General features: G+C 37.5%; 19 protein-coding genes, 1 other RNA gene and 1 pseudogene. 12 read left to right on the forward strand and 9 right to left on the reverse strand.

The genetic code is table 11. From position 1 onward, the window contains the following. Positions 1 to 32 precede the first annotated feature (32 nt). From MZHIL_RS03015 to MZHIL_RS03030, 4 genes are all read right to left on the reverse strand, one after another. Positions 33 to 323, reverse strand: coding sequence for a DUF424 domain-containing protein (locus MZHIL_RS03015; RefSeq protein WP_013897898.1), 291 nt, complete (start codon positions 321 to 323; stop codon positions 33 to 35). 27 nt (positions 324 to 350) lie between these two features. Further along, on the reverse strand, positions 351 to 3,491 hold the full coding sequence (locus MZHIL_RS03020; RefSeq protein ID WP_013897899.1) for a minichromosome maintenance protein MCM: 3,141 nt from the start codon (positions 3,489 to 3,491) through the stop codon (positions 351 to 353). A 104-nt stretch (positions 3,492 to 3,595) separates the two neighbouring features. After that, positions 3,596 to 4,300: an RNA methyltransferase gene (locus MZHIL_RS03025; RefSeq protein ID WP_013897900.1), complete on the reverse strand. Its 705-nt coding sequence runs from the start codon at positions 4,298 to 4,300 to the stop codon at positions 3,596 to 3,598. 63 nt (positions 4,301 to 4,363) lie between these two features. Next, positions 4,364 to 4,561, reverse strand: coding sequence for a 4Fe-4S dicluster domain-containing protein (locus MZHIL_RS03030; protein ID WP_013897901.1), 198 nt, complete (start codon positions 4,559 to 4,561; stop codon positions 4,364 to 4,366). A 223-nt stretch (positions 4,562 to 4,784) separates the two neighbouring features. Here MZHIL_RS03030 and MZHIL_RS03035 point away from each other — a divergent pair, with 223 nt between their 5' ends. From MZHIL_RS03035 to MZHIL_RS03055, 5 genes are all read left to right on the forward strand, one after another. Next, on the forward strand, positions 4,785 to 5,447 hold the full coding sequence (locus tag MZHIL_RS03035; RefSeq protein WP_013897902.1) for a nitrite/sulfite reductase domain-containing protein: 663 nt from the start codon (positions 4,785 to 4,787) through the stop codon (positions 5,445 to 5,447). 338 nt (positions 5,448 to 5,785) lie between these two features. Continuing rightward, entirely contained in the window at positions 5,786 to 6,550 is a 765-nt protein-coding gene (locus MZHIL_RS03040) for a respiratory nitrate reductase subunit gamma (protein WP_013897903.1), read from the forward strand. A 3-nt stretch (positions 6,551 to 6,553) separates the two neighbouring features. Further along, positions 6,554 to 7,843 (forward strand): (Fe-S)-binding protein, encoded by a 1,290-nt coding sequence (locus tag MZHIL_RS03045; protein WP_013897904.1) that lies wholly within the window; start codon positions 6,554 to 6,556, stop codon positions 7,841 to 7,843. Between the two features lie 105 nt (positions 7,844 to 7,948). Continuing rightward, positions 7,949 to 8,587: a DUF116 domain-containing protein gene (locus tag MZHIL_RS03050; protein WP_013897905.1), complete on the forward strand. Its 639-nt coding sequence runs from the start codon at positions 7,949 to 7,951 to the stop codon at positions 8,585 to 8,587. Next, entirely contained in the window at positions 8,580 to 9,200 is a 621-nt protein-coding gene (locus MZHIL_RS03055) for a DUF116 domain-containing protein (protein WP_013897906.1), read from the forward strand. Before MZHIL_RS03050 ends, MZHIL_RS03055 begins: the two co-directional genes overlap by 8 nt. Here MZHIL_RS03055 and rnpB read toward each other — a convergent pair. Next, positions 9,195 to 9,575, reverse strand: an RNA gene (gene rnpB / locus MZHIL_RS10245) — RNase P RNA component. The genes MZHIL_RS03055 and rnpB overlap by 6 nt on opposite strands. A gap of 210 nt (positions 9,576 to 9,785) precedes the next feature. Here rnpB and MZHIL_RS03060 point away from each other — a divergent pair. The 5 genes and pseudogenes from MZHIL_RS03060 to mtbB all read left to right on the forward strand — a co-directional run bounded on the left by MZHIL_RS03060 (position 9,786) and on the right by mtbB (position 15,048). Beyond that, entirely contained in the window at positions 9,786 to 10,925 is a 1,140-nt protein-coding gene (locus tag MZHIL_RS03060) for a methanogenesis marker 9 domain-containing protein (protein WP_013897907.1), read from the forward strand. After that, on the forward strand, positions 10,915 to 11,895 hold the full coding sequence (locus MZHIL_RS03065; protein WP_013897908.1) for a triphosphoribosyl-dephospho-CoA synthase: 981 nt from the start codon (positions 10,915 to 10,917) through the stop codon (positions 11,893 to 11,895). Before MZHIL_RS03060 ends, MZHIL_RS03065 begins: the two co-directional genes overlap by 11 nt. Further along, the gene (locus MZHIL_RS03070) at positions 11,892 to 12,509 is read left to right on the forward strand and encodes a DUF447 domain-containing protein (protein ID WP_013897909.1); all 618 of its coding nucleotides are present in this window, start codon (positions 11,892 to 11,894) and stop codon (positions 12,507 to 12,509) included. Before MZHIL_RS03065 ends, MZHIL_RS03070 begins: the two co-directional genes overlap by 4 nt. Positions 12,510 to 12,983: 474 nt before the next feature. Beyond that, complete coding sequence (mtbC, locus tag MZHIL_RS03075) at positions 12,984 to 13,631, forward strand: dimethylamine corrinoid protein MtbC (RefSeq protein ID WP_013897910.1); 648 nt, start codon at positions 12,984 to 12,986, stop codon at positions 13,629 to 13,631. Positions 13,632 to 13,647: 16 nt separating this feature from the next. After that, positions 13,648 to 15,048: pseudogene (gene mtbB / locus MZHIL_RS03080) on the forward strand ([dimethylamine--corrinoid protein] Co-methyltransferase). 262 nt (positions 15,049 to 15,310) lie between these two features. Here mtbB and MZHIL_RS03090 read toward each other — a convergent pair. From MZHIL_RS03090 to MZHIL_RS03100, 3 genes are all read right to left on the reverse strand, one after another. Beyond that, the gene (locus tag MZHIL_RS03090) at positions 15,311 to 15,706 is read right to left on the reverse strand and encodes a response regulator (RefSeq protein WP_013897912.1); all 396 of its coding nucleotides are present in this window, start codon (positions 15,704 to 15,706) and stop codon (positions 15,311 to 15,313) included. 86 nt (positions 15,707 to 15,792) lie between these two features. Beyond that, positions 15,793 to 16,182 carry a response regulator gene (locus tag MZHIL_RS03095; RefSeq protein WP_013897913.1) on the reverse strand — a complete coding sequence of 130 codons (390 nt, stop codon included), beginning with the start codon at positions 16,180 to 16,182 and terminating at the stop codon, positions 15,793 to 15,795. Between the two features lie 20 nt (positions 16,183 to 16,202). Beyond that, on the reverse strand, positions 16,203 to 18,689 hold the full coding sequence (locus MZHIL_RS03100; protein ID WP_013897914.1) for a histidine kinase dimerization/phosphoacceptor domain -containing protein: 2,487 nt from the start codon (positions 18,687 to 18,689) through the stop codon (positions 16,203 to 16,205). Positions 18,690 to 19,040: 351 nt separating this feature from the next. Between MZHIL_RS03100 and MZHIL_RS03105 the strand changes: the two genes are divergently transcribed. Next, positions 19,041 to 19,505, forward strand: a complete 465-nt coding sequence (locus MZHIL_RS03105; protein WP_013897915.1) for a nucleoside deaminase — start codon at positions 19,041 to 19,043, stop codon at positions 19,503 to 19,505. Positions 19,506 to 19,541: 36 nt separating this feature from the next. Here the strand turns inward: MZHIL_RS03105 and MZHIL_RS03110 are convergent, their stop codons facing one another. Further along, on the reverse strand, positions 19,542 to 20,312 hold the full coding sequence (locus MZHIL_RS03110; RefSeq protein ID WP_013897916.1) for an SDR family NAD(P)-dependent oxidoreductase: 771 nt from the start codon (positions 20,310 to 20,312) through the stop codon (positions 19,542 to 19,544). Positions 20,313 to 20,859: 547 nt separating this feature from the next. Between MZHIL_RS03110 and MZHIL_RS03115 the strand changes: the two genes are divergently transcribed. Beyond that, positions 20,860 to 22,170, forward strand: coding sequence for a hypothetical protein (locus MZHIL_RS03115; protein ID WP_013897917.1), 1,311 nt, complete (start codon positions 20,860 to 20,862; stop codon positions 22,168 to 22,170). Positions 22,171 to 22,278: the final 108 nt, after the last annotated feature.

A 22,278-nucleotide genomic window follows, 5' to 3' on the forward strand; every position in this document is an offset into this window, starting at 1 on the left:
TATTCTGATATAAATAGTTGTTTACTATGGATTTATATCCTAAAAAGCTGTGCATGGGGATATCCATCGATGTTAATAACGCATTTTGGATCGATAGCACCGCATTTAATTCCGCATGTTACTGCTCTTTCTCCAAATAGATTGGCTGTTGTTGCAGATTCAAGAGCAGAAATTATTTCTTTCTCCGAGACGATTTCTCCTCCGTAGAATTCTTCATTTATCTCTACATCAGCAGTTCCGTATTTCAGTTTCATTCCTAGCAATTCTTCATCGCATGCAGCAACCAGAACTTCATTCCCTGATTTATGGATTTTAAGATACATGATCAACATATCCAGATGTTATTACTATTAGACCAGACGTACATGATCTTTTTTCGGTTTTAATAGATCACCTGTACGGCTCATTTTATTTACGAGTTCTTCTACATGCTCCCGGTCAATCTGTTCAATTTCAGCTTCAGCATAAACTTCATCCAGGGGAGCCGTACCATTTGCATGCCTATCACCAACTCTTCTGATAATTTCTTTAACAATCTTTATTTTATCTCTCTGGCTCTTTGTTGTACCGGATTCTATGAAATCTACGTCTAGAGCACCTGTATCAGGATCAACACCAACATGTTTGAGGCATGTAAATACTGTACGTGTGGTCCTTTGTGCATCATCAAGGGTTACGGTATTGCTAAGTCTGAGTCTTGCACTCGCCTCTGCTAGTCTTACCAGTGCTTCAAGCTGTCTGGCAGTAACTGGGACCGGAGCATCTTTTCCTTCTCCCATTTTTCTCAGGTCCAGATAAAAGTCAATCAGATGTTTACGTGCATCTTCGCTCATGACCGGGAATATTTTCTTTCGTGAATATGCTACATATTTTCGCATAATTTCAGGGTCTATTGGAGGAAGAATCTTTTCCATTTGAGATTGCACATCCTCTTCTGTGATTGTAGATCCAACCAGTTTGTTCCTTTGCTCGGACAATTCTCCAGCGAAATGGGACTTGAGGATGTGCCTGGCTATTTTGCTGTCCATTTCTTCATTTGGAGTATCCAGCATGACAAATATAAGGTCAAATCTTGACATTAATGCTGGCGGCATATTGATCTGCTGAGCAATACCTTCATATCTGTCAAACCTTCCATATTTAGGATTTGCTGCACCAAGAAGTGCACAGCGCGATTTTAAAGTGGCGATAATTCCTGCCTTGGCGACAGAGATGGTATTTCCGCACCAGATAGCTTTACCGTTCCTGCGGACATAAATAACATGGTCTTTTACTTCAACACAATATATTTTGCCTGAATAGTTTTTTTTCTTCACATTCTTTTCATTGTTACTTATGGAGGGGTAGTTTCCTTCACCATAGGTCAATGATACCATGTATACATTTTCAGAATGCTTCGTTGCTTGGGACAATGAAATCTGATCCAGCTCTTTTTTATGTAATGTTCTGATCCTGGCAGAATTGCCTGCTTTAAGTGCAATTTCCTGTATGTCGTTTGCAAGTGACAATGAATTAACAAAGATATCATTCGTATGATCCTGATGAGAATAATCATCCATGATAATTGAGCTGATAAATATCTCGAGCTGCTTTTTTGAGAGATTCTTCACATAATGTGGTACATTATCCGGGAAATTCTCAAAGTATTTCAGATAATCCAGAAGACGCTTTGATCTAATTATGATAGATGAACCATCTTCATCCCATAAGTATCCTATTTTTTGCAAACATTGAGTTATTTTTAAAGAATTATAACTGCTGGTAGAATATATCCTAACCTGCAAATCTCCTTTTTGTTCTTCTATTTTTCCTCTTGAATATAGGTAGCCCAGCATCTCAAGCCAGTCATCCATTTTAATTACCCACGGTTCCTCTAAACTCTCTGGTGAGTAACATTCATTATTCTGGTCCTTGCATGGTATCATGAAAGAATCGATATGTTCTCCATTCCATGATGCATTTTTTCTGAACTTTATTCTGTGATTTTCCGGAAGTTCATCCATACGGCATAGGCCAAAATTGCCCCACTGATCATTGTGCTCAATACTTACAAACATATTATGGTTTGGAGTAACTGCAAGATCTATCTCTTCAGAACATATGTAATACATATCTCCCTCATATACGGACTCAACATATTGTTCAGGTATAGTAAATTTGAGATTACCATCCGGTGTAAGTGATGCTACACGTTCATCTTTATGGAGGTCCCTGAACAGCTTCCAGCCATTTTCAGTTAGAATTTCGGTTTTATCATCATAACATTGCTGTTCCATGGCTTCATGGAGAGCGCTCTTATCTTCAGAACGCATTTTATCCATCTCATCAACTGCAGCTATTCCCATATCTGCCATGACCAGCGCACCTGCTTCCAGTGTCCATCTTCCATCTCCCATTTCATCTCTGACAGCAGCAGCTGTTAGTCCACTGGATGATGCACTTTTACCGGAAGCAAATACTCCCCTTGGTGCGAGTTTTACCATATACCTGAGTAACTGGCTTTTTGCAATACCAGGATCTCCAACAAACAGAATATGGATATCTCCTCTTATACGTGAGCCATCAGGCAGGTATTTTGCAACCCCGGAAAAAAGTTGCATTGCCAGTGCTTCTTTTATTTCATTGTAGCCGTATATGGATGGTGCAATTGAGCTGGTTATAAGCTCGTAGATATTGGGACTTTTACTAAGTGCAAGTATTTCTTCTTCATCTTCAGGTGATATTTCCAGTTCATCAAATTCTTTATCCACATACTCAATAGAATTGGAATGTAAGACAAGGTCATAAAAAGGAGACTTTCCATCACGCAGGGTACGCTGGTGTGATCTCAGGATTCCATTTATGATTACTCTATCCCCAGGTTTGACTATTCCTGCAAGATCATCCTCAACATCCACATCCAGGCTCTGTGGCTGAGTTCCACCTTTAAGGTTTTCCGGTGATTCCTGGACCTGAAGTTTCTGAGCATCCACAAAATCAGATTTTTCAATAAGTATTTTAAAGGGTCCTCTTTTGCCACATGACTCATTCTCACATTCATGCGGTTCTGTAAATTTTGGGCCTGATTGGGGGACTATTGTGACATGCTCACAGCGCATGCAAAAAAAAGCGGAGTTAATTATTTTTGGACGAACTTCGGTTGCTTTGCGTATCATACCCTCTATAGCTACAAATTTTAACAGATGCTTGCTTCTTAGCTCACGGTTTGGTATTTTGTTTGGAACATGTATGAATCTTGCATATAGTTCACTGAATGTTTTTTCGATCTGGAATTCCAGAAGTTGCTGGAGTGCATTATTTGAAGCTGGGATAATCTCATCAGGTTGTTCCAGAAGCTGTTCTCCCAGTTTTCGATCAAAGTTCTCAAGATCAGAAAAATCGATAATTATACTTCTTCTATCAGGATATTCATTTGCAAGCTGTAGTATATCATCCCAGTAATATCTTCTAAAAAATATTTTTAATTTTTCTACCCATTTATCTTCTGTCATAGAATTACTCACTTTTATATACAGATCGGTATTCTTGTAATTATCATTAAATGTTTAGTTCTCAATAGCTTCAATTAATATCAATTTTTTGCAGTAAAGTACCCCTAGAGTAATCCCAACTTATACTGGATCGTTCTGAGTATGCCTCTTAGTGTTTGCACTTCTCGTGGTGTTAATTTTGCTCTGCCACAAATTCGTCTGATCATCAGAAGCGTTTTGTCGAGCTTATGCTCTGGATAATCTATATTATCTAAAACATTTCGGATATGATCAATCAGCAATTCCTGGTCAAACCTTTCTGCTATCGGGTAATCCCCTGCTTCAATGCTGCTCATTTCATACAGGACGACTCCCACCGCATGTGAAAGGTTCATTACAGGATAATCGTTGGATGTAGGGATACTAAGTATAATATCACACATCTTCAGTTCATCATTGGTAAATCCATTATCTTCGCGTCCAAAAAGTATCGCTATCTTTGCATTTACTCCATTCATTTTTTCTTTCAGCTGTCGTGGTGTGAATGCCGGAAGTCTGATATGCTCATTGTATTTGGAGCCTGTGATACCTGTTGTGCCTATCACAATGTTAACATCATCTTCAATGGCATCCTTGAGTGATGTATATGTAGATGCATTTTTGAGCACGTCTTTTGCATGGGAAGCCATAGCTCTTGCATTACCTCCAATCTTACAGGGGTTAACAATAGCCAGATCCGTAAATCCGAAATTTTTCATGGCTCTTGCAACTGAACCTACATTTCCCTCATAGAGAGGTTCAACAAGTATTACTCTTATATTTAGAGACATATTAAACGATAGTCTTTACACTATAACTAATTAAATATTTTTCTATAGTAAATGGGAGAACTGTCAGTTCTCAAGGGTAATAGCATCTGGTTTACAGACTGTGGTGCACATTTTGCACCCAAGACAATAACTAGGATCTTTCACTACTGCGATTTTTTTTCCTTCTACTTCTTCAATTGAGTATATTCTGGGACCTTTTGGACAGGCTCTTCTGCATGCACCACATCCTGTGCATCTGTCTTTATCAATATATATTTTCATGGTTCCTGTTTCTATACATATTAATGATATAATTATAGTTTTCTACCAAACCGGTTGTATTTAGCAAGAACACGTGAACTTCATCTAGCTTTTAATAAGAATGAAAGTTACCTTAGCAGAAATGTTATTTAATAATAAGACGTTATTTCTTCTGCTATATATGGACTGTTCAATTGTGAACATATGTTCTATAAAGGTAAGCCGGTAAATTAGGAGTGATCGAATGAGTAAAGATATACTTGAGAAGGGAGCTATACTTCAGAGAGATAAGGAAACATATGCAATTGCACCTCATATCCCAGGCGGTATTGCAAACCCTGAATTATTACATAAAATAGCAGATGTTGCTGAGAAATATAATGCGGCTGCAATAAAGCTTACTTCTGCCCAGAGAATGGCTATTGTAGGTCTCAGGGAAGAGGACCTGGATGATGCATGGAATGATCTTGGAATGAAACCCGGGGCGGCTATTGGTGTCTGTGTCCGGAGCATAAAAATATGTCCTGGTACCACTTTCTGTAAAAGGGGACAACAGGATGCTGTTGGTCTTGGCCTGAAACTTGATGAAAAATATCATGGAATGGAACTTCCTGGTAAGTTGAAGATGGCTGTATCGGGCTGTATGAATTCCTGTTCTGAACCTGCAATTAAGGATATCGGGATACTTGGTACTCCAAAAGGCTACAACCTGTTGCTTGGTGGTAGTGCAGGAATAAAGCCAAGAATTGGAGAGATTGTAGCTAAAAATATGTCTGAAGATGAAGTTCTTGCTGCGGTTGATCGCATTATTACATTCTATAAGGACCATACAAAAAGACAGCGACTTGGTGAATACATTGACAGTATTGGTATGGATATCTTTAAAGAAAAAGTAGGGCTAAAGTAAAACTATAAATTGAAATGCTGCCGATATTATATCAGATAATCTTGATTTTTCATGCTGGTTTAGATCATATTGATCATTGATCTGAACCAGATTTCATATTTTTGTATTTTTAAATTTTAGGTTTGAACCTACGTATGACTATAACAACTTAGATTTAATTATGTCATTATATCAAACCATCTCCTGTATCAGAAAATGATTAATGAAAATCTTTAAATATAATAGATTCGTCCAATATGCAAATCAATTTCAGTAGCTTACAGGCATTCAGAATATATTCATTGAAAATAAAAAAATTTGCAATCACATTTTTATAAACAACAGGAGGAATCACGAATATGGAGTATTTCTCGGGTCTTGCACCTGATATGAAAATTACTTTCGGATGGATGATGACTATCTCTACCATAGCTATTTTGATTTTTATCTATGGAATGTATCTTAATCTGAAAAAATGGGGATACGGATCTGAAGGTTATGGAATGGAACCTTCGAATGGAAGTGTACTTACGTTTCTCAAGACATTTATTGTTCAGTTGAGTCAGAAGGGCCATGCTCATGCACAACCACTGTGGAAAGTACTTATACTTGATATTCTTCTGCAAAGAAGGATATGGAGAAAACATCCTGTAAGATGGTTCATGCATATCACAATATTTGTTGGTTGGATGGCACTCTTTGCATTATCTCTTGGCATGTTCCTTGTAGAACTAATTTATCTTGCAGGCTTTAATATAAGTCCTGAAGCAGTCAGGGAAATGGTACAGTTACCCGCCCACTGGTTCAGTGTGATGCTCACAATAGGTATATTGATCGCTATTTTCAGAAGAGTATTTGTACCAAAAATCCGGGAATCAACAATCGCCTATGATTCAATTCTGCTCTTTGGTCTTGCATTTGTTGTATTCACAGGCTTTCTGGCAAATGGTGCAAGAATTGGAGAATGGTGGGGATTTGGAATTGACTTCCAGTATGCACCTCCGCTGGCACTGTTTCATTCAGTTATATCTCTGCTGATATGTATTGCATTTATTCCTTTCAGCAAATATATTCATGTGATAGCAACGCCTCTTGCAATTATAGCAAATAAAGGAGGAGAATAAAAAATGGCTAAAAAACAACCCTCCGTAACTACAGAAAATCTCACTGCAGTGCAGCTTATGGAATTTGATGCATGTACCCGCTGCGGTCAGTGCGATGAATGGTGTCCAACTTATGAAGGTTCAGGATATGAACCTGGTGTAGCTCCACGATTTAAAATAAAAAGGTGGAAGGAATACGTTGATAGGTCATATGGGTTTAGAGCACAGTTATTTGGACCAAAAGAATTTACAGATGAGGAAATCCAAAAATTCAATGATGAACTGTACCAATGTACAACATGCGGTCGCTGTGCCACCAACTGTGAATCAGGAATGAACCTGGTTGAACTCTGGGAGTCTCTACGGGCCAATCTGGTTAAACGTGGGAATGGTCCTGTAGGAAAGCAGAGTCTTTTCCCAAAACTTATAGGCGAATATAAAAACCCCTATATGAAAGAGCAGAGTGCTCGCCTGGACTGGGTACCAGAAGATGTGAAAATTGAAGACAAAGCTGAGATTGTATATTATACTGGATGTACTGCAGGTTACAATCAGCTGGCAAATGCAATTGCTACAGCGCGTATTCTAAACAAACTTGGCATCAAATTCACAATGCTTGGTGAAGATGAATGGTGCTGTGGTTCTGCACTCATAAGGACCGGTCAGGCACACCTGGGAGATGTTCCAAAAGAACTTGCTCGCCACAATGTGGATGCAATTGCTGCAAAAGGTGGAAAAAGAGTAGTTATGGCATGTGCGGGATGCTTCCGCGCTGCGAAGATAGACTGGCCAAGACAACTTGGTGAAGATCTTCCATTTGAAGTTTTACATCTCACTGAATTTCTGGCCGAATTGATCGACCAGGATAAAATCAAATGGGAAGAATCTCTTGATAAAACCATTACCTACCATGATCCCTGCCACCTTGGAAGGCATGTTGGTGTATTTGATGCACCAAGAAAGGTGCTTGAAAGTATTCCTGGTGTCAAATTTGTAGAAATGGAAATGGTCAAGAACTTCCAGCGTTGCTGCGGCGCTGGTGGCGGTGTCAAGGCGGGATTGCCTGAGCTGGCACTGAGTGTTGGAACTGCTAGGGTTAAGGATGCGCTGGAAACAGATGCAGATATATTGTCAAGTGCATGTCCATTCTGTAAGAGAAACCTTTCAGACGGTCAAAAAGAACTCAGTGCAGAGATCGAGGTAGAGGATGTGATTGTGCTGGTTGCCAGAGCACTTGGCCTTAGTGCTGAACCAGAGCCTGAGAAATCCGAAGAGAAACCCCAGAATACGGATAAGAAGTCAGAAGAGGCTTGAGTAATTCTGCCTCATTCTGTTTTTATTAACTGGAGTTTAAAATTCATTTCATTTTTATTTTTTTTCGATAGATAAACTTAAAAGTAACATAACAGTTTACTATTCATGCCAGTCTCCTATGAACTGTTTGGCAGATTTTTTGTATATCTGACAGTAGCTGTTTTTTCTATTACTTCTGTCACACTGCTGATAGGCATTTATAGCTTTAAAAGAAATACAATGGTATTTCCAAACCTGATACTGTTTGTGTTATATCTGTTCTATGCTCCTGCCAAATGGATTTGCCGTGTATTATCCATCAAGGAGGTTATTGTTGATGAAATTCTTGTAGAAGTCAGAAATGCTGTAATGCTGGAGAAATTTAAAAAAACAGACAATAAAAAAGCTGTAATACTCCCTCAGTGTATGAGACATCCTTCATGCAAGGCAAGATGTGACCCCATTGTTGGATATCTGTGCACTGAATGTGGACTGTGTGATATTGCCAGAATATGCCAGGCAGCCAGAAAATATAATTTTAAGGTTTTTGTAATACCTGGAGACAGTTTTGTAAAAAAAATTATGGAATCATACAGACCTAACGCATGTATCGGGGTAGCGTGCTTTCAGGAACTAACAGAGTCTATGCAGGCGGTTTCAAAACATATACCTGTGCAAGGTGTCTTCCTTGTTAAAGATGGTTGTTATATGACGACCGTGAATGTAGAGGAAGTAGTGAATAAAATGGAGATATGTGATGTATAGTCTGATTGGAATATTGCTGTTTGTAGTTATTGGATTATCAGTTATACTTTCTTTTGTAGCTCTTTTAGCAAGCAGGATGAGCCTTAATCGTAATGTACGGCTGGCAGGTTTTTTTGCAAATATACTTGATTTCTTCTATCTCCCAATAAAGGCGTTTTTTCATAGATGCAATGATATAAATAAATTGGATATGTGGATGGTATCTCTTAAAAACATGGCCAACTATTCAGGGTTTAAAAAAGCTAAAAATCGTCTTATTCTTGCTCCCCACTGTATGAGGTCTCTGGATTGTCCGGCATCTTCCACACAGTTTGGTATCACATGCACAGAATGTGGAAAATGTGTTTTCAGTGACATGAAAAAGGATGCAAAAAAATTTAACTATAAACTGTATATTGTTGCAGGTTCTTCCTACATACGCCATATTGTGAAAATGGAAGCTGCAGATGCTGCACTACTTGTTGCCTGTCACTATGAGCTAAATAAGGTAATGATCTCTTTGAAAAGCAAGAATATTATTACATATGCCTTTCCAATGGAGAATGATGGCTGTTATGCAACAGAGGTTGATTACGAAAAATTCAGGAATTTATTGAAAGATTTGAATGAGTGAGGAGAGTAAGCTCCCTTCTGTTGTTGCAAATATCCTGCATTTCTTGAAAATGCAGAATGACTCTTTAAGGAGTACTTGCAATGGCGGCATTCAGCTTAGCGTCAATAAATGGGAAGAGCAACATATTTGCTCTTCACCGACTTGCACCCACGAGGATTCGCCGTTCCATCCAGGATGCATGCGACCTCAGCCTTTCGGCATCATAGCATTAACATGCACTGGTATCGTTTCTGTGCCAGCATGCACTGTTTGCATGGTTAACATTATCTGTTAACTGCCCGAGCTCTCGCCCGGCACCCTTTACAGGTGCTCGTGTTTAGCGGTGGGGAGACTTTCCTCAGGTTATATGAACCCGGCAGCCGTCCTTCCTCTCTCATTCGTTTTCTGTAATTAGAATATATCTTTATATATATATAAATTGTGATTATATTGATTATGGCATCGATAAAATTAATAGCTTGATGATATATGGTTGAATCCTTTCCCGAATCCGATAAATTAATATGCAACAACCGATTATTCTGGTAAAATAATTTAAAAAATGCCTATCTGATAATGAATATCTGATATTAATGAGGTAACAATTTGAATACTGAACTGTTTGATCTTAAAGTAGGATATGTCAAATTAAAAAATCCGATAGCACTTGCTCCAATGGGAGGAGTTACAGACAGTAGCTTTGTGAACAATCATGCAAAAGAAGCCGGTCTTGTGACAATTGGTGGATACAATATTGATGAAAGTACAAAAAAAGCTGCAGATCATATGCTACTCCGTGGCAGAAAAGAATTTGTGCTGCAAAATCCATTGATGGACATTGAAGAAGAAATATCCAGAATAAAATGTGACTGTGCTGTATCAGTCAATGTCAGAAGTTCTACGTTAACTCCATTGATGGAACTGGCACAGACCATCAAAGATAAAGGCTGTATACTTGAGATTGATGCTCATTGTAGACAGAAGGAAATTATTGATGCAGGTGCAGGAGAAACGCTTTTACATAATATTCAGGAACTTGTCAGGTGGATCAAAAGAATTAAGGAAACTGGTGTTGTTCTTTCTGTAAAGATTAGGACGGGTATTGTAGATGACATATCACTTGTAAAGCAGATCGAAAGGGCAGGAGCTGATATTGTCCATGTTGATGCAATGATTGCAGGAAACGGTGCTGATCTTGATGCTATACGTAAGATACGCGATTCAACAAGTCTATTTCTCATAGGGAATAATTCAATAACCGATTTTTTATATGCAAAAGATATGTTTTCCCGGGGTGCTGATGTGGTCTCTGTTGCAAGAGGAGTTCTGGACAATCCATCTCTTATAAGAGAACTTGTTCAAGAAATATCCAGTTATCAAGGACAATGTGGATGGTACAATGCCCCAAAACATCTCTGCTCTGGAAAAGGTGATCTAAGAGGATTGGCTTTCTGCTGTGTACCTATAAAACCTTGTGCTCTTATACATAAAATAAAACAGATTGGATTTTCACCCCAGGAATTTACAGATATTAAGAATAAATTTGCAAAAGGTACAATGCTGGAATATGGGGATAGTACCTGTTTTGGAAGTCTGGTATGGTGCTGCAAAATCACAAAGCCCTGTTTTTTAAGGGATGGTGTCCTTGAAATGCTTCAGGTAAGTGATCAGGAATACATGCTTCTCAAAAAAGAATTGGCAGATTTTATATTAGAGAACTCAAAAGTTGCTACAGATGAAAACTGAAATAATCGGGGATCGGCTATATCTTCCAGAAAATATAACTCCGGAAAAGATCTATTCATATATTGCACAATGTGCTCAGCTTGCGATGTTACTTGAAGTTTCTGCATCCCCCAAGCCCGGGAATGTAGATCGCAATCACAACTATGAAGATACCAGGTATGAACATTTTCTAGCATCAGCAGTATCAGTCCATCCTTTAGTAGAAACCGCTTCAAAGGGTAAGGGATCTGCTGGCAGATACATCAGATCTGCAGTTTATGAAAGTTCATTGTGGCAAAGAGGCGGTAACACTCATTTTGGAGCTTTTGTATTACTGATACCCCTCTCTATGGCAGCAGGTGAAATATTCGAGAGCAGACATCATTTTACTATCAATGAACTTATTTCAAGTGCCTATTCAATAGTCAAAAATACAGATGTAAATGATGCAATTGACTTTTATAGTGCATTTCGCATGGGCAAAGTGAAGGTAACTTCTATAGATAAATATGATCTTAATGATGACAGATCGATAGATGCACTCAAAAAGGACAGATCAACTCTGTTTGATCTGATGATTATCTCTAGAAACCGGGACATTATCGCTGATGAGTGGTCGAATGGATTTAAGAGATGTGGTTATTGTGCCAGTCTTATCATGGATGCACTTCAAAGATATCCTGAAGTTCTCAATGATGACAAAATCGACATAAATAATGTAGTTGTATATGCTTTTTTAAAAATACTGTCTGAAAATACTGATACCTTCATTCAGACAAAATTTGATAAAGAAACCGCAGATGCAGTATCGAGAACTGCAAAAAGTATTATTGAGATGATCGATTCTGATGGTCTTACTTTTGGGATGGTACTTCCATATATAGAGCGTTTTGATAATGACCTGATCGACAAAAAAATAAATCCGGGTTCAACGGCAGATATTGTTATTGCCGGATTGTTCATTGCTCTTATTGGAGGTCTTAGATATTGAAATCAAGTATGCACAATCCCCATTTGGCTCCTGAAAAATATGGTATAATGGATGGTATTTCCGAATGCATTGTAACAACCATCTCTTCTAAGGGACCAAATGCTGCTCCAATGGGTATTATAAAAAATTCAAACGGTATTAAGATACGTGTATTCAAAGGTTCAAAAACATATGGAAATATTATGAATTTTCCATTTCTGGCAGCAAACGTTGTTTATGATCCTAAAATATATACAATGACCACATTTTCCAATCTTGAAAGATCACAATTCGATACAATTGTTTATGAAGATGTGGAGTTTCCGGTATTAAAAGATGGGATTAGCTGGATGTTATTTGAGTGTAATAATCTGCAGAAATCTTCCCAGTCCCTGGTTGCTGATTTAATTCCTGTTAAAGCAAAATTGAGTCATATTGATGCTGTAAGGGCACCAAATAGAGGATTTAATTCTGTCCTTGAGGCCTGCATACATGCTACAAGGTATCAACTCACCGGTTCTCAAAAATATCTGGATCTCATGCAATATCATGCTGAGATCATACGCAAATGTGGAGGGAAAACCGAAAAAGAAGCACTTGACCAGTTATACAGATTTATGAAAACTAATAAATGAATAATCAAATTATACGCCGCAAACACTGATCTGCAATGAGATTGTGCTTATCTGGAATTGATTATTTTGAGCTTTAAATACTGTTAAATTTCTTATGGCAGTTGAATCTAGTTACAATATTTATAGATTTCCATTATCAACTATGCAATATAATCATGATTATCCGGAATATGGTATATCATCCCGGGATAGTTAATGCCACAGTTATTGATGAAAAAATGATCTGTGATCAAAATACATGATGCTTGAATGGGCTTTTGATCATTGATTAAAGATATGTATATGTGTACATAAAAAATTGTGGGATATAGCTTTGATACTGTTATGCATACAAAACACGTTTATAGTTCTCCGCGGCTCTGTTCAAAACCATAATTTATATATATCTTCAAAAAGCATGTGAAATATTGAAAGTATCGATACCTATGATACTTTTGATTTATTACTGTTTAAAAGAACATAGTAGGTAGGAAAATGAGCAAGGAAGAATTAATTAAAGAACTATCAGATGCCATTATCTCATGCAAAAAGGATAATGTGCTCGCAGCGGTTGAAAAGGCAAAGGACGCAGGTATGGAGCCAGCTGAAATAATAGAAAAAGGTCTTGCAGCTGGAATGAACGAAGTAGGAGTTCTTTTTGAAAGAGGAAAGCTGTTCTTGCCTCATGTAATGATGGCAGCAGATGCAATGGCCGAGGGTGTCAAATTACTTGAGAAAGATCTTGGAGCAGGAGCTACTGAAAAGAAAAAGGCTGTTATAGTCAATGGTACAGTTGAAGGAGATGTACATGACATTGGTAAGTCAATTGTTTCCACAATGCTCCAGTCAGCTGGATTTGAAGTACATGACATTGGACGTGACATGCCAACAAAATCATTCATTGACAAGATAAAAGAAGTCGATGCTGTTGTTGTAGGACTTTCTGCTCTTATGACAACTACAATGCAGGGACAGAAAGAGGTCATTGAGGCACTCAAGGAAGAAGGACTTCGTGACAAAGTTAAAGTAATGGTTGGTGGCGCTCCAGTGACACAGGCATGGGCTGACAAGATTGGTGCAGATATTTATGCTGAAAACGCCAGTGAAGCTGTAAAGCAGGTAAAAGAAATATTGAGTGTTTAAATGGGGGCATAATATAATGGCAACAGAATATGATCTAAGAATGGGTGATGGTAAACGTGTTTACCATAGTAAGAATCAGATAATGGATGATCTTGAAGCAGGTTCAGCGGATGCTGCTGATCTTGGTGAGATATCTGCACTTAGCGGTGATGAACTTGAGAAACTTGCAGAGATCATCATGACCAAATCACGTATGGTAGGAGTTGAACCAGGTAAAGAAGTTCCTGTAACCCACGATATTGGTACCCTTCGTATAGATGGTGATCAGGGTAACAGTGGTGTTGGTATCCCATCCAGCCGTATGATTGGATGTATGATGCACGAGCGTGCATTTGGTGCAGATACTATGGAACTTGGTCATATAGACTACAGTTTCAAGCCAGTAAAACCTGTAATTGCTCAGGAATGTCAGGCAATGGAAGTATGTCAGCAGAACATGATCGTTCCACTTCTCTATGGTGCTATGCCCAATATGGGACTTTATTACACCCCAGATGGCCCATTTGAGAATCCAGGTGACCTGATGAAAGCATTCAAGATTGCAGAAGCTCAGGAATCCATTGAAAAATCTGCAGATCACCTTACCCGTGACATGATATGGATTATTCAGCATATGATGAAATCCTCATCAGACGGTGTAAACTTTGATACGACCGGTGCTGCAGGTGACGGTGACATGTTTGCAACACTACATGCAGTTGAAGCACTGAGAAAAGAATTCCCTGAAATGTATATTGAATTGGGAATGGCCGGAGAATGTGTACTTGGAATGCATGGCGGTCTTGAGTACGATGGCAAGACCCTAGCAGGTCTCTGGCCACACCAGCAGGCCCCATTGGTCACAAAAGCCGGAGCAAACGTATTCGGTCCTGTTGTAAACACAAACACAAGTATGAGTTTCTCATGGAACCTTGCCCGCGCAGTAACTTTCATAAAAGCTGCAGTTGAAGCATCTGATATTCCATGTCATGTAGACATGGGAATGGGTGTTGGAGGTATCCCAATGCTGGAAACACCACCAATCGATGCAGTTTCACGTGCTAGCAAGGCAATGGTAGAAGTTGCAGGCGTCGACGGCATATAGATAGGAGTCGGCGACCCAATGGGTATGCCGATTTCCCACATAATGACCTCCGGAATGAGCGGTATCAGAGCAGCAGGGGATCTTGTTGCAAGGATGCAGTTTTCCAAGAACATGAGAATTGGTGAAGCAAAGAAATATGTAGCAGACAAACTTGGCGTTACACCACTTGATCTGAGTGATGAATTTGCAATGAGAGAGATCAGAGAGGATCTCGGAATTGGTGTAATCACATCTGTAACCGGTGCTCCAAAGGGAATTGCAGCAAAAATGAATATTGAGAAAGCACTCGATATCAAAATCAATTCCTGTGAGAAATTCAGAAATCAGGTCTAATCCTGTTTTCTTTTTTTATTCTTATCGCCGGCCAGTATTTGTATCACAAAAATTAACCGGTGATAATTTATTTTTTTAATATCTTATTTGAATTAACTGATAACAATTAATTTATACTTATTAAAATGTTAATTTGATATTAATATATAGTAATTATCATTATATTGCAATCTATCTGTAACTATTATCTATAATTTGAATACAGATAAGCATCAATTGATAGTAATGAATAATTTTTATTAATAATTTGCAGATAGATTTTTTACTGTATTTTGCCCTTTTCCATTTTATGTTTATGCAGTGCGACCTCTATGGAAGTACGCAATTCTGACTCTTTAAATGGTTTCAGTATGTATCCGTAAGGTTCTGTTTTTTTTGCTCTTTCCAGTATTTCCTCATCTGAATATGCTGTCAGATAGATCACAGGAATGTCAAATTTATCTCTGATCTGGCTTGCCGCTTCCACACCGTCCATTTCTCCTTTTAATCTGATATCCATGAGGACCAGGTCTGGAAATGTGATCTCCGCTTTTTCTATTGCCTCTTTTCCGGTGGATGCTATTCCAGGGACGATATATCCGATGTTCCTGAGTTTTTTTTTAATATTTAGAGCAATAATATTTTCATCTTCAACAATCAGAATTTTGGTTTTATCCATATTTTGCACCTATCTGTATCCCTTTTGATATTGTTTATAAAAATCTTTTCCTTTGAAATTCACATAATTTATTTCTGGTCTTATCTTCAATCATTCTTTTTTCCATAATGTTTGTAAAAAGCCATCTTTATATTTGTCCGAAGATCATTTTCAGTGAAAGGTTTCAGTATGTATCCGTAAGGTTCTGTTTTTTTTGCTCTTTCCAGTATTTCCTCATCTGAATATGCTGTCAGATAGATCACAGGAATGTCAAATTTATCTCTGATCTGACTGGCTGCTTCCACTCCGTCGATTTGTCCTTTTAGGCGTATATCCATCAGGATGAGGTCTGGCATAGTTGAATATGTTTTACTGACTGCTTCCTCTCCACTGGAAACAATTGCTGTAACGGTATATCCCATTTTTTCCAGCTTATCTTTGATTCTTAAACCTATTATATTCTCATCTTCAGCCACAATAATTTTATTTCTATCCATTGACATTCCTTTTTTCACCTTTAAAATCTTATTTCGAATCTAGCTCCTGCTGAATTATCAAGTTTGATATTTCCACCAATCTGATTTACAAGAGTTGTTACTAGCTGAAGACCAAGGGATTCGGTGTTTTGAATATCTATGTTTTGAGGAATTCCCTTTCCAGTGTCATGCACAATAAGAACATGATTATTCTCATTTTTATCGAAATACAGTACTATATTGATCATGCCATCATCAATATCTGAAAATGCATGCTTTAAGGAGTTTGAGATCAATTCGTTTATGATTATTCCCAGTGGAATGGCAGTATCCATCTCCAGGAAAATATCTTCAAGTTCAAGATTCAATTTTATATTATCTGTATTAACTCTGTATGACTGAAAAAGACTATATGTAAGGTTTTGGATGTAGTCTGTAAAATTGACATATTCTATGTCCTTTGACTGATGCAGCTCTTCATGAATAAGAGCCATTGATACAACTCTGTTCTGGCTGTTCTGGAATGCTTCTATTACTTTTGGGTCAGTGAAGTTATCTGCTTCCAGATCAAGAAGACTGGAAATCACCTGAAGATTATTCTTTATTCGGTGGTGAATTTCCTTCTTTCGTATTTCTTCTGCATGAAGTAAAGCTTCTTGAGCCTTTTTTCTATCAGTTATATCAAATATTATTCCCTGAAGTTGAATCAGCTTTCCTTCTGGAGAGCATTTGATGAAAGTTCTTTCATCAATCCACCTGATGTCACCATCTTTTGTCAAAATTCGATATTCATTTGTGAATTCAGTAAGTCTGCTCTTACAGCTTTTTGATAGCTGGGACCTGACTCTTGTGATATCATCTGGGTGCAGAATGTCTCCGTATGTTAATTTACCGGATTCAAAGTCTTTTTTAGAATATCCAAATTGTGAAATATTATCCGAGACAAATTCAACAGGCCAGTTATTTTCAGGATTCCACTTGAAAACAATAACCGGGCTTCTGTCAATTATCTTCTCCATCTCTTCTTTGAGCTTATTTGATCTTTCCAATTGCTGTGCATAATTTTGAAGGGAGATTTCTGCCATTTCCCTTTCCATGGTCATCCTTCTAAGTGAAAGCCTTGCTTCTTCGATTCCATCGGTTAGTTTTTTAAAATCACCATTTCCCTCTACCCGGATGCCTCTTTTGAAGTTGTTTTTCTGAAAAGCAACAAGTACCGCATTTGAATCATCAATAATGTTGTTAAGTTCAATTGCAAAACAGTCGAGTGTGTTTCCAAGCTGTTTAAATTCTCCCTGAACATCCATCTGTACCCTTGATCCAAGTTTTCCATCTGCCAGTGCATTTGTCACTCTAACAGTTTCTCTGATCGGAGATATCACTGCATCCAGTATTTCATTTAATCCATCGGGAATTTCTTTAAAATCTGGATCTACATTGTTATCTGCTCTTGTATCCAGTTTTCCTCTAACTACATCATCTGCTACGCGTCTAAAACCAGAAACAATCTGGTCAATGGAATCTGTGAAAGAATTTGCGATTATATATGCTATGATACTCATAAATATAATCGCAATGGAGGAAATCAATAGCATCCTGTTTCTTAGATCAGTTACACCTGCAAGCATTTCATCTAATGGTACTGTCAGTATGAATGAAAAATTGCCAGTTTCAACAGGTTCATAGAACATAATCACTTCTTTACCAGTTGTTGGATCTATTGTTTCTATATATCCACCCTTTCCCTGCCGGATGTCATCTGCCATTTCTGAAATCTCTGGAATATCGAAATCATATAATGTCCTGCTACCAATCCATTCTTTATTTTCGGGATGTGAAAGCAATGTAGCTGTCTTATCTGTCATTATTGCATAACCACTGTCAAATATCCGGATCGAGCTGACAACATCATCTATGTACTCCAGAGAAACATCCACTCCTCCAATTCCTATGAACTCATAATCTTTGAATATCGGGGTAACGAAACTGACGATAAATGCACCTTCATAGTAGTATGCTTCAGTGATAACCTCATCCTGTAGCTGTTTTGGAAGCTGATAATAATCTGCAGTTTCATAATCTATCAGTGGATCCAGTCTGACAGGTCCATTGATTTTGTTCCAGTAGGGGATGAATCTTCCTGTTGAATCATGGCCTGTTGTATTGATGAATTCATTATCCTTCCCATCAAATGCATCGGGTTCATAGCAGACATAAGTGCCTATTAAACTTGGATTTTCAATTAGCAGATTTTCCAATATTGAATTCACCTCATCACGGCTGGACGATTTATAAACACTCATAGAATGGGCAATGGTACTGCCAATAGCTTGATGGGAACTCATGTCAGAATCAAACTGGTTTGCATAATTATTTGCAGTCTCTATTGATTGCATGTATGCAAGGTTAGCTTCCTGTGAGGTCACAGTCGATATAATTATCGCAGTTGATATTGTCATTATCAGAATGATACCAACTACAATATACAGAACCAGTTTTAACTTTAAATTCAAATTTTTGTCCAGCATGAGATCAACGTTTTAATTATTAATAAATAGTTTTTGTAATGATTGATAGCAGATGAAATCCGATGCAATTGGCATTTTATAATTATTATCTTATATGTGGTCTGGAATGAACTACAGATATTAACATATATATACGATATGATTTGATATCATATCCTATCATTGTTCAGAAAATTTATTTTCTCATAGCAGGAGTGCTATATCATAATGTATTTCTCTATGAAAAAGCGAATAGATCATGACAACAGTATTTACAGAATACAATTATATGATGTCTATTGAATATATTTGTTACAGATATTGACCTCTATATGTACCTCTTAATTAAATCTATTCTTCAGGAAGAATTTGATGAATGAATTTATGAAAATGGCAGTTAAAGAAGCAAGGGAAGGGATGAATAAAAATCATGGTGGACCCTTTGGTTGTGTTATTGTAAAAAAAGGCATTTTAGTTGCCAGGACTCATAACCGGGTACTGGAAACAAATGATCCAACTGCACATGCAGAGATACTTGCCATAAGGGAAGCTTCAGCAATTTTAAAAAGCTTTGATCTATCCGATTGTGAAATATATTCCACATCTCAACCATGTCCTATGTGTTACTCTGCTATTCACTGGGCCAGGATTAAAAAACTATACTTTGGCACTACAAAAGATGATGTCTCAGCTATTGGTTTTGATGATAGTTTCATCTATGATGTCATCAAAGGTAATGCTGTTGTTCAGCAGTTTGATGCTATAAATATTGACAGGGATGAGTGCCAGGGCCTTTTGAATGAATGGATAGAAAAACCTGATAAAAAAATGTATTGAAGAAGGAATTTAATATTATTAGTAAATGGAGCAGATTTATACTGCAGTCCATCCTCCATCAACACATATATGCTGTCCTGTTACATAGCTGGAACCCTCAGATGCAAGATATATTAACAGGCCGTTTAGTTCACCCGGTTTACCGATTCTTTTCATTGGACACCTTGACTGGATAAAATTCTGGAATGCTTCGTCTGAAATGAGGTCTTCTGTCATTTCAGATTCAAAAAACCCCGGTCCTATGGCATTGACAGTGATGCCATGTTTTGCCCATTCAGCTGCCAGTGCTTTTGTAAGATTAACTTCGCCACCCTTTGATGCATGATATGGGGATACATTATATTGTGTATTTCCAGCTACTCCATATATTGAAGTTATGTTAATGATTCTTCCGTAATTATGTTCTTTCATCTTTCTGGCAACGTGTTTTGCAAAGAAAAATACACCTCTGAGATTGGTATTGAGCACTTTATCCCATTCATCACCGGTTATGTCCTCAGCAGGAGAAAAAGAAGCAGTTCCTGCATTATTTACCAGAATATCTACTTTCCCAAATTCCTTGACAGTACTTTCAACTACATTTATTACTTCATCTTCATTCAATACATCACATTTTACAGGAAGACATTTCACACCCGTCTCTTCCAGTTTTTCTTTAACTTCTTCCAATCTTTCAATCCTTCGTGCTGCAATAGTAATATTTGCTCCGGCATTAGCCAGCGCTTCAGCAAACTGCACTCCCAACCCGCTGGATGCACCTGTTACAATTGCAACTTTACCACTTAGATCAAACAAATCGCTTACCATTATTCTTGCCCCCGTACTCTAAGTTGTTGATATTTTTTTATTTCTACCAATAGCTGGAAAACACTATCCAGTAGATAATTGGGTGGAACGTAAAAGTTTTCACAATATTTGTATGTCAAGAAATATTAATGCAATATTTCATGAATTCAATCTTGCCTTCAACTATTATTCCCCGTATTATAAAGTAGAATTTTTACATATATAGCTATCCGTAGCTTACAGGTCGATTATTGTGACTTTCCTGGTGATAGTATAATAGTGTATAATTGTATATTACGTTTATACCAATTTCATAACTTTTAAGATAAACATATATTTACAGTTAGGTGAAACTCCCATCAAATCTTCGATTTAATTCGATGCTAAAGACACCGGGGTTTTACGCTTTGACTATGAGGATTTTGCTTAGCTTGCCGTAAAGTAATCTCTGCACAAAAAACACATATACTATCCCATTGTAAAAAGGTCCAGAATACTTTATCCAGCAAAATGTTTATCTAAAGTACATTGTTTACTTTTAATTTTTAATGATAAAAAGGACTGTCCAATGATGAATAAAAGAGATGACCTGGTTCATATTTTACATGATACTCGCTTAAACATGGTTTTATCATGGACTATTGTACTGGTACTGATGCTCTTAGCAATTGTAAATTTTTTTAATGGTCGTTATGCATGGACAATTTTGATCATCTCTGTAGTAATTATAATTATCTTACCAGGATTATTCTTTTGCAAACCATCGGTGATGCCGTCCTGGTTCCTATTGCTTCTTGTATTGATCCCTATTATTGGAAGTACAACAGCCTACCATTTTTTCCTGACAGGAATCCCTGTGTATATTTCAGTTGCTACGATCTCACTTTTAATTGTAGCTGAAATAAACTGGTTCACTTCAGTGAGAATGAATCCAAAGTTTGCAATTTTACTCGTGATAATTACAACACTTGCTGTTACAGGTATGTGGTATTTCCTGAGATGGATGCTGGACATAACTATTGGGACTACATTTCTTCTTGATGGCCGTCCAGTGGATGTGATCAATGCTGCAGTAATGTATGAATTCATTTATGCACTGATTGCTGGTATTATTGCAGGCATTCTGTTTGGATGGTATTTCAAATCCATGGTAAAGAAAGGACCTTCCAGCGTCATGTTTCCAGATAGGGATATGGATGTATATCAGGAATACACCTATTCAAAGCCTCCGAAGGTTATTAGAAAATTACTGGGCTTATCGATCCAGAAACAAAAGATGATAACCAGGCTTTTACAGGCATGTCTTGTAATATTGTTCATAATTGGTGTGATTTCAAGGGATCTGCATATATTGCTAAATGCAGTTCTAGCATTGTTCATCACTTTTTTGCCTGCATTGATGAAACATAGATATAATCTTCATCTTGATCCATCACTAACTTTGTGGATAACTCTTGCAGTATTCCTTGATGCTCTTGGTACCTTTGGATTATATGAAGCCATTGCCAGATGGGATCACCTGACCCATGCTGTATCATCAAGTATAATTGCAGCTGCAGGATATGTAATTGTAAGGGCTATTGATATCTATAATCCGGAAATCCATATACCTCCAAGAATGATGTTTGTATTCATCCTCCTGTTTATCCTTTCAGCAGGCGTGATCTGGGAGATCCTGGAATTCATAACTGACGAACTGGCATTGATGATTGGAATAGATGCTGTTCTTGTACAGTATGGTATTCATGATACAATGGGTGATATGCTATTCAATTTGATAGGAGCAATTATAGTGGCCTTCTGGGGAACCTTCTATCTAAATGATATATCCTACAGAATCGCAGAAATATTTGAGCAAAGATCAGATAACAAAAAATAAAAGGTTATTCCCTTTTAAATCCAGATACTGTGAATATTTTTGGTAAAAATAGAGTTTTGATTATTTACTGAATAAACCGCATAAACTAAATCTATGTCAGAGGAATAG

It is taken from the genome of Methanosalsum zhilinae DSM 4017 (assembly GCF_000217995.1).
GTDB lineage: Archaea > Halobacteriota > Methanosarcinia > Methanosarcinales > Methanosarcinaceae > Methanosalsum > Methanosalsum zhilinae.

What these genes read in the sequence shown, in the direction of transcription:
- MZHIL_RS03015 (WP_013897898.1), bottom strand. Translation starts at nt 323, where the DNA reads ATGTATCTTAAAATCCATAAATCAGGGAATGAAGTTCTGGTTGCTGCA.
- MZHIL_RS03020 (WP_013897899.1), bottom strand. Translation starts at nt 3,491, where the DNA reads ATGACAGAAGATAAATGGGTAGAAAAATTAAAAATATTTTTTAGAAGA.
- MZHIL_RS03025 (WP_013897900.1), bottom strand. Translation starts at nt 4,300, where the DNA reads ATGTCTCTAAATATAAGAGTAATACTTGTTGAACCTCTCTATGAGGGA.
- MZHIL_RS03030 (WP_013897901.1), bottom strand. Translation starts at nt 4,561, where the DNA reads ATGAAAATATATATTGATAAAGACAGATGCACAGGATGTGGTGCATGC.
- MZHIL_RS03035 (WP_013897902.1), top strand. Translation starts at nt 4,785, where the DNA reads ATGAGTAAAGATATACTTGAGAAGGGAGCTATACTTCAGAGAGATAAG.
- MZHIL_RS03040 (WP_013897903.1), top strand. Translation starts at nt 5,786, where the DNA reads ATGGAGTATTTCTCGGGTCTTGCACCTGATATGAAAATTACTTTCGGA.
- MZHIL_RS03045 (WP_013897904.1), top strand. Translation starts at nt 6,554, where the DNA reads ATGGCTAAAAAACAACCCTCCGTAACTACAGAAAATCTCACTGCAGTG.
- MZHIL_RS03050 (WP_013897905.1), top strand. Translation starts at nt 7,949, where the DNA reads ATGCCAGTCTCCTATGAACTGTTTGGCAGATTTTTTGTATATCTGACA.
- MZHIL_RS03055 (WP_013897906.1), top strand. Translation starts at nt 8,580, where the DNA reads ATGTATAGTCTGATTGGAATATTGCTGTTTGTAGTTATTGGATTATCA.
- MZHIL_RS03065 (WP_013897908.1), top strand. Translation starts at nt 10,915, where the DNA reads ATGAAAACTGAAATAATCGGGGATCGGCTATATCTTCCAGAAAATATA.
- mtbC (WP_013897910.1), top strand. Translation starts at nt 12,984, where the DNA reads ATGAGCAAGGAAGAATTAATTAAAGAACTATCAGATGCCATTATCTCA.
- MZHIL_RS03090 (WP_013897912.1), bottom strand. Translation starts at nt 15,706, where the DNA reads ATGGATAAAACCAAAATTCTGATTGTTGAAGATGAAAATATTATTGCT.
- MZHIL_RS03095 (WP_013897913.1), bottom strand. Translation starts at nt 16,182, where the DNA reads ATGGATAGAAATAAAATTATTGTGGCTGAAGATGAGAATATAATAGGT.
- MZHIL_RS03100 (WP_013897914.1), bottom strand. Translation starts at nt 18,689, where the DNA reads ATGCTGGACAAAAATTTGAATTTAAAGTTAAAACTGGTTCTGTATATT.
- MZHIL_RS03105 (WP_013897915.1), top strand. Translation starts at nt 19,041, where the DNA reads ATGAATGAATTTATGAAAATGGCAGTTAAAGAAGCAAGGGAAGGGATG.
- MZHIL_RS03110 (WP_013897916.1), bottom strand. Translation starts at nt 20,312, where the DNA reads ATGGTAAGCGATTTGTTTGATCTAAGTGGTAAAGTTGCAATTGTAACA.
- MZHIL_RS03115 (WP_013897917.1), top strand. Translation starts at nt 20,860, where the DNA reads ATGATGAATAAAAGAGATGACCTGGTTCATATTTTACATGATACTCGC.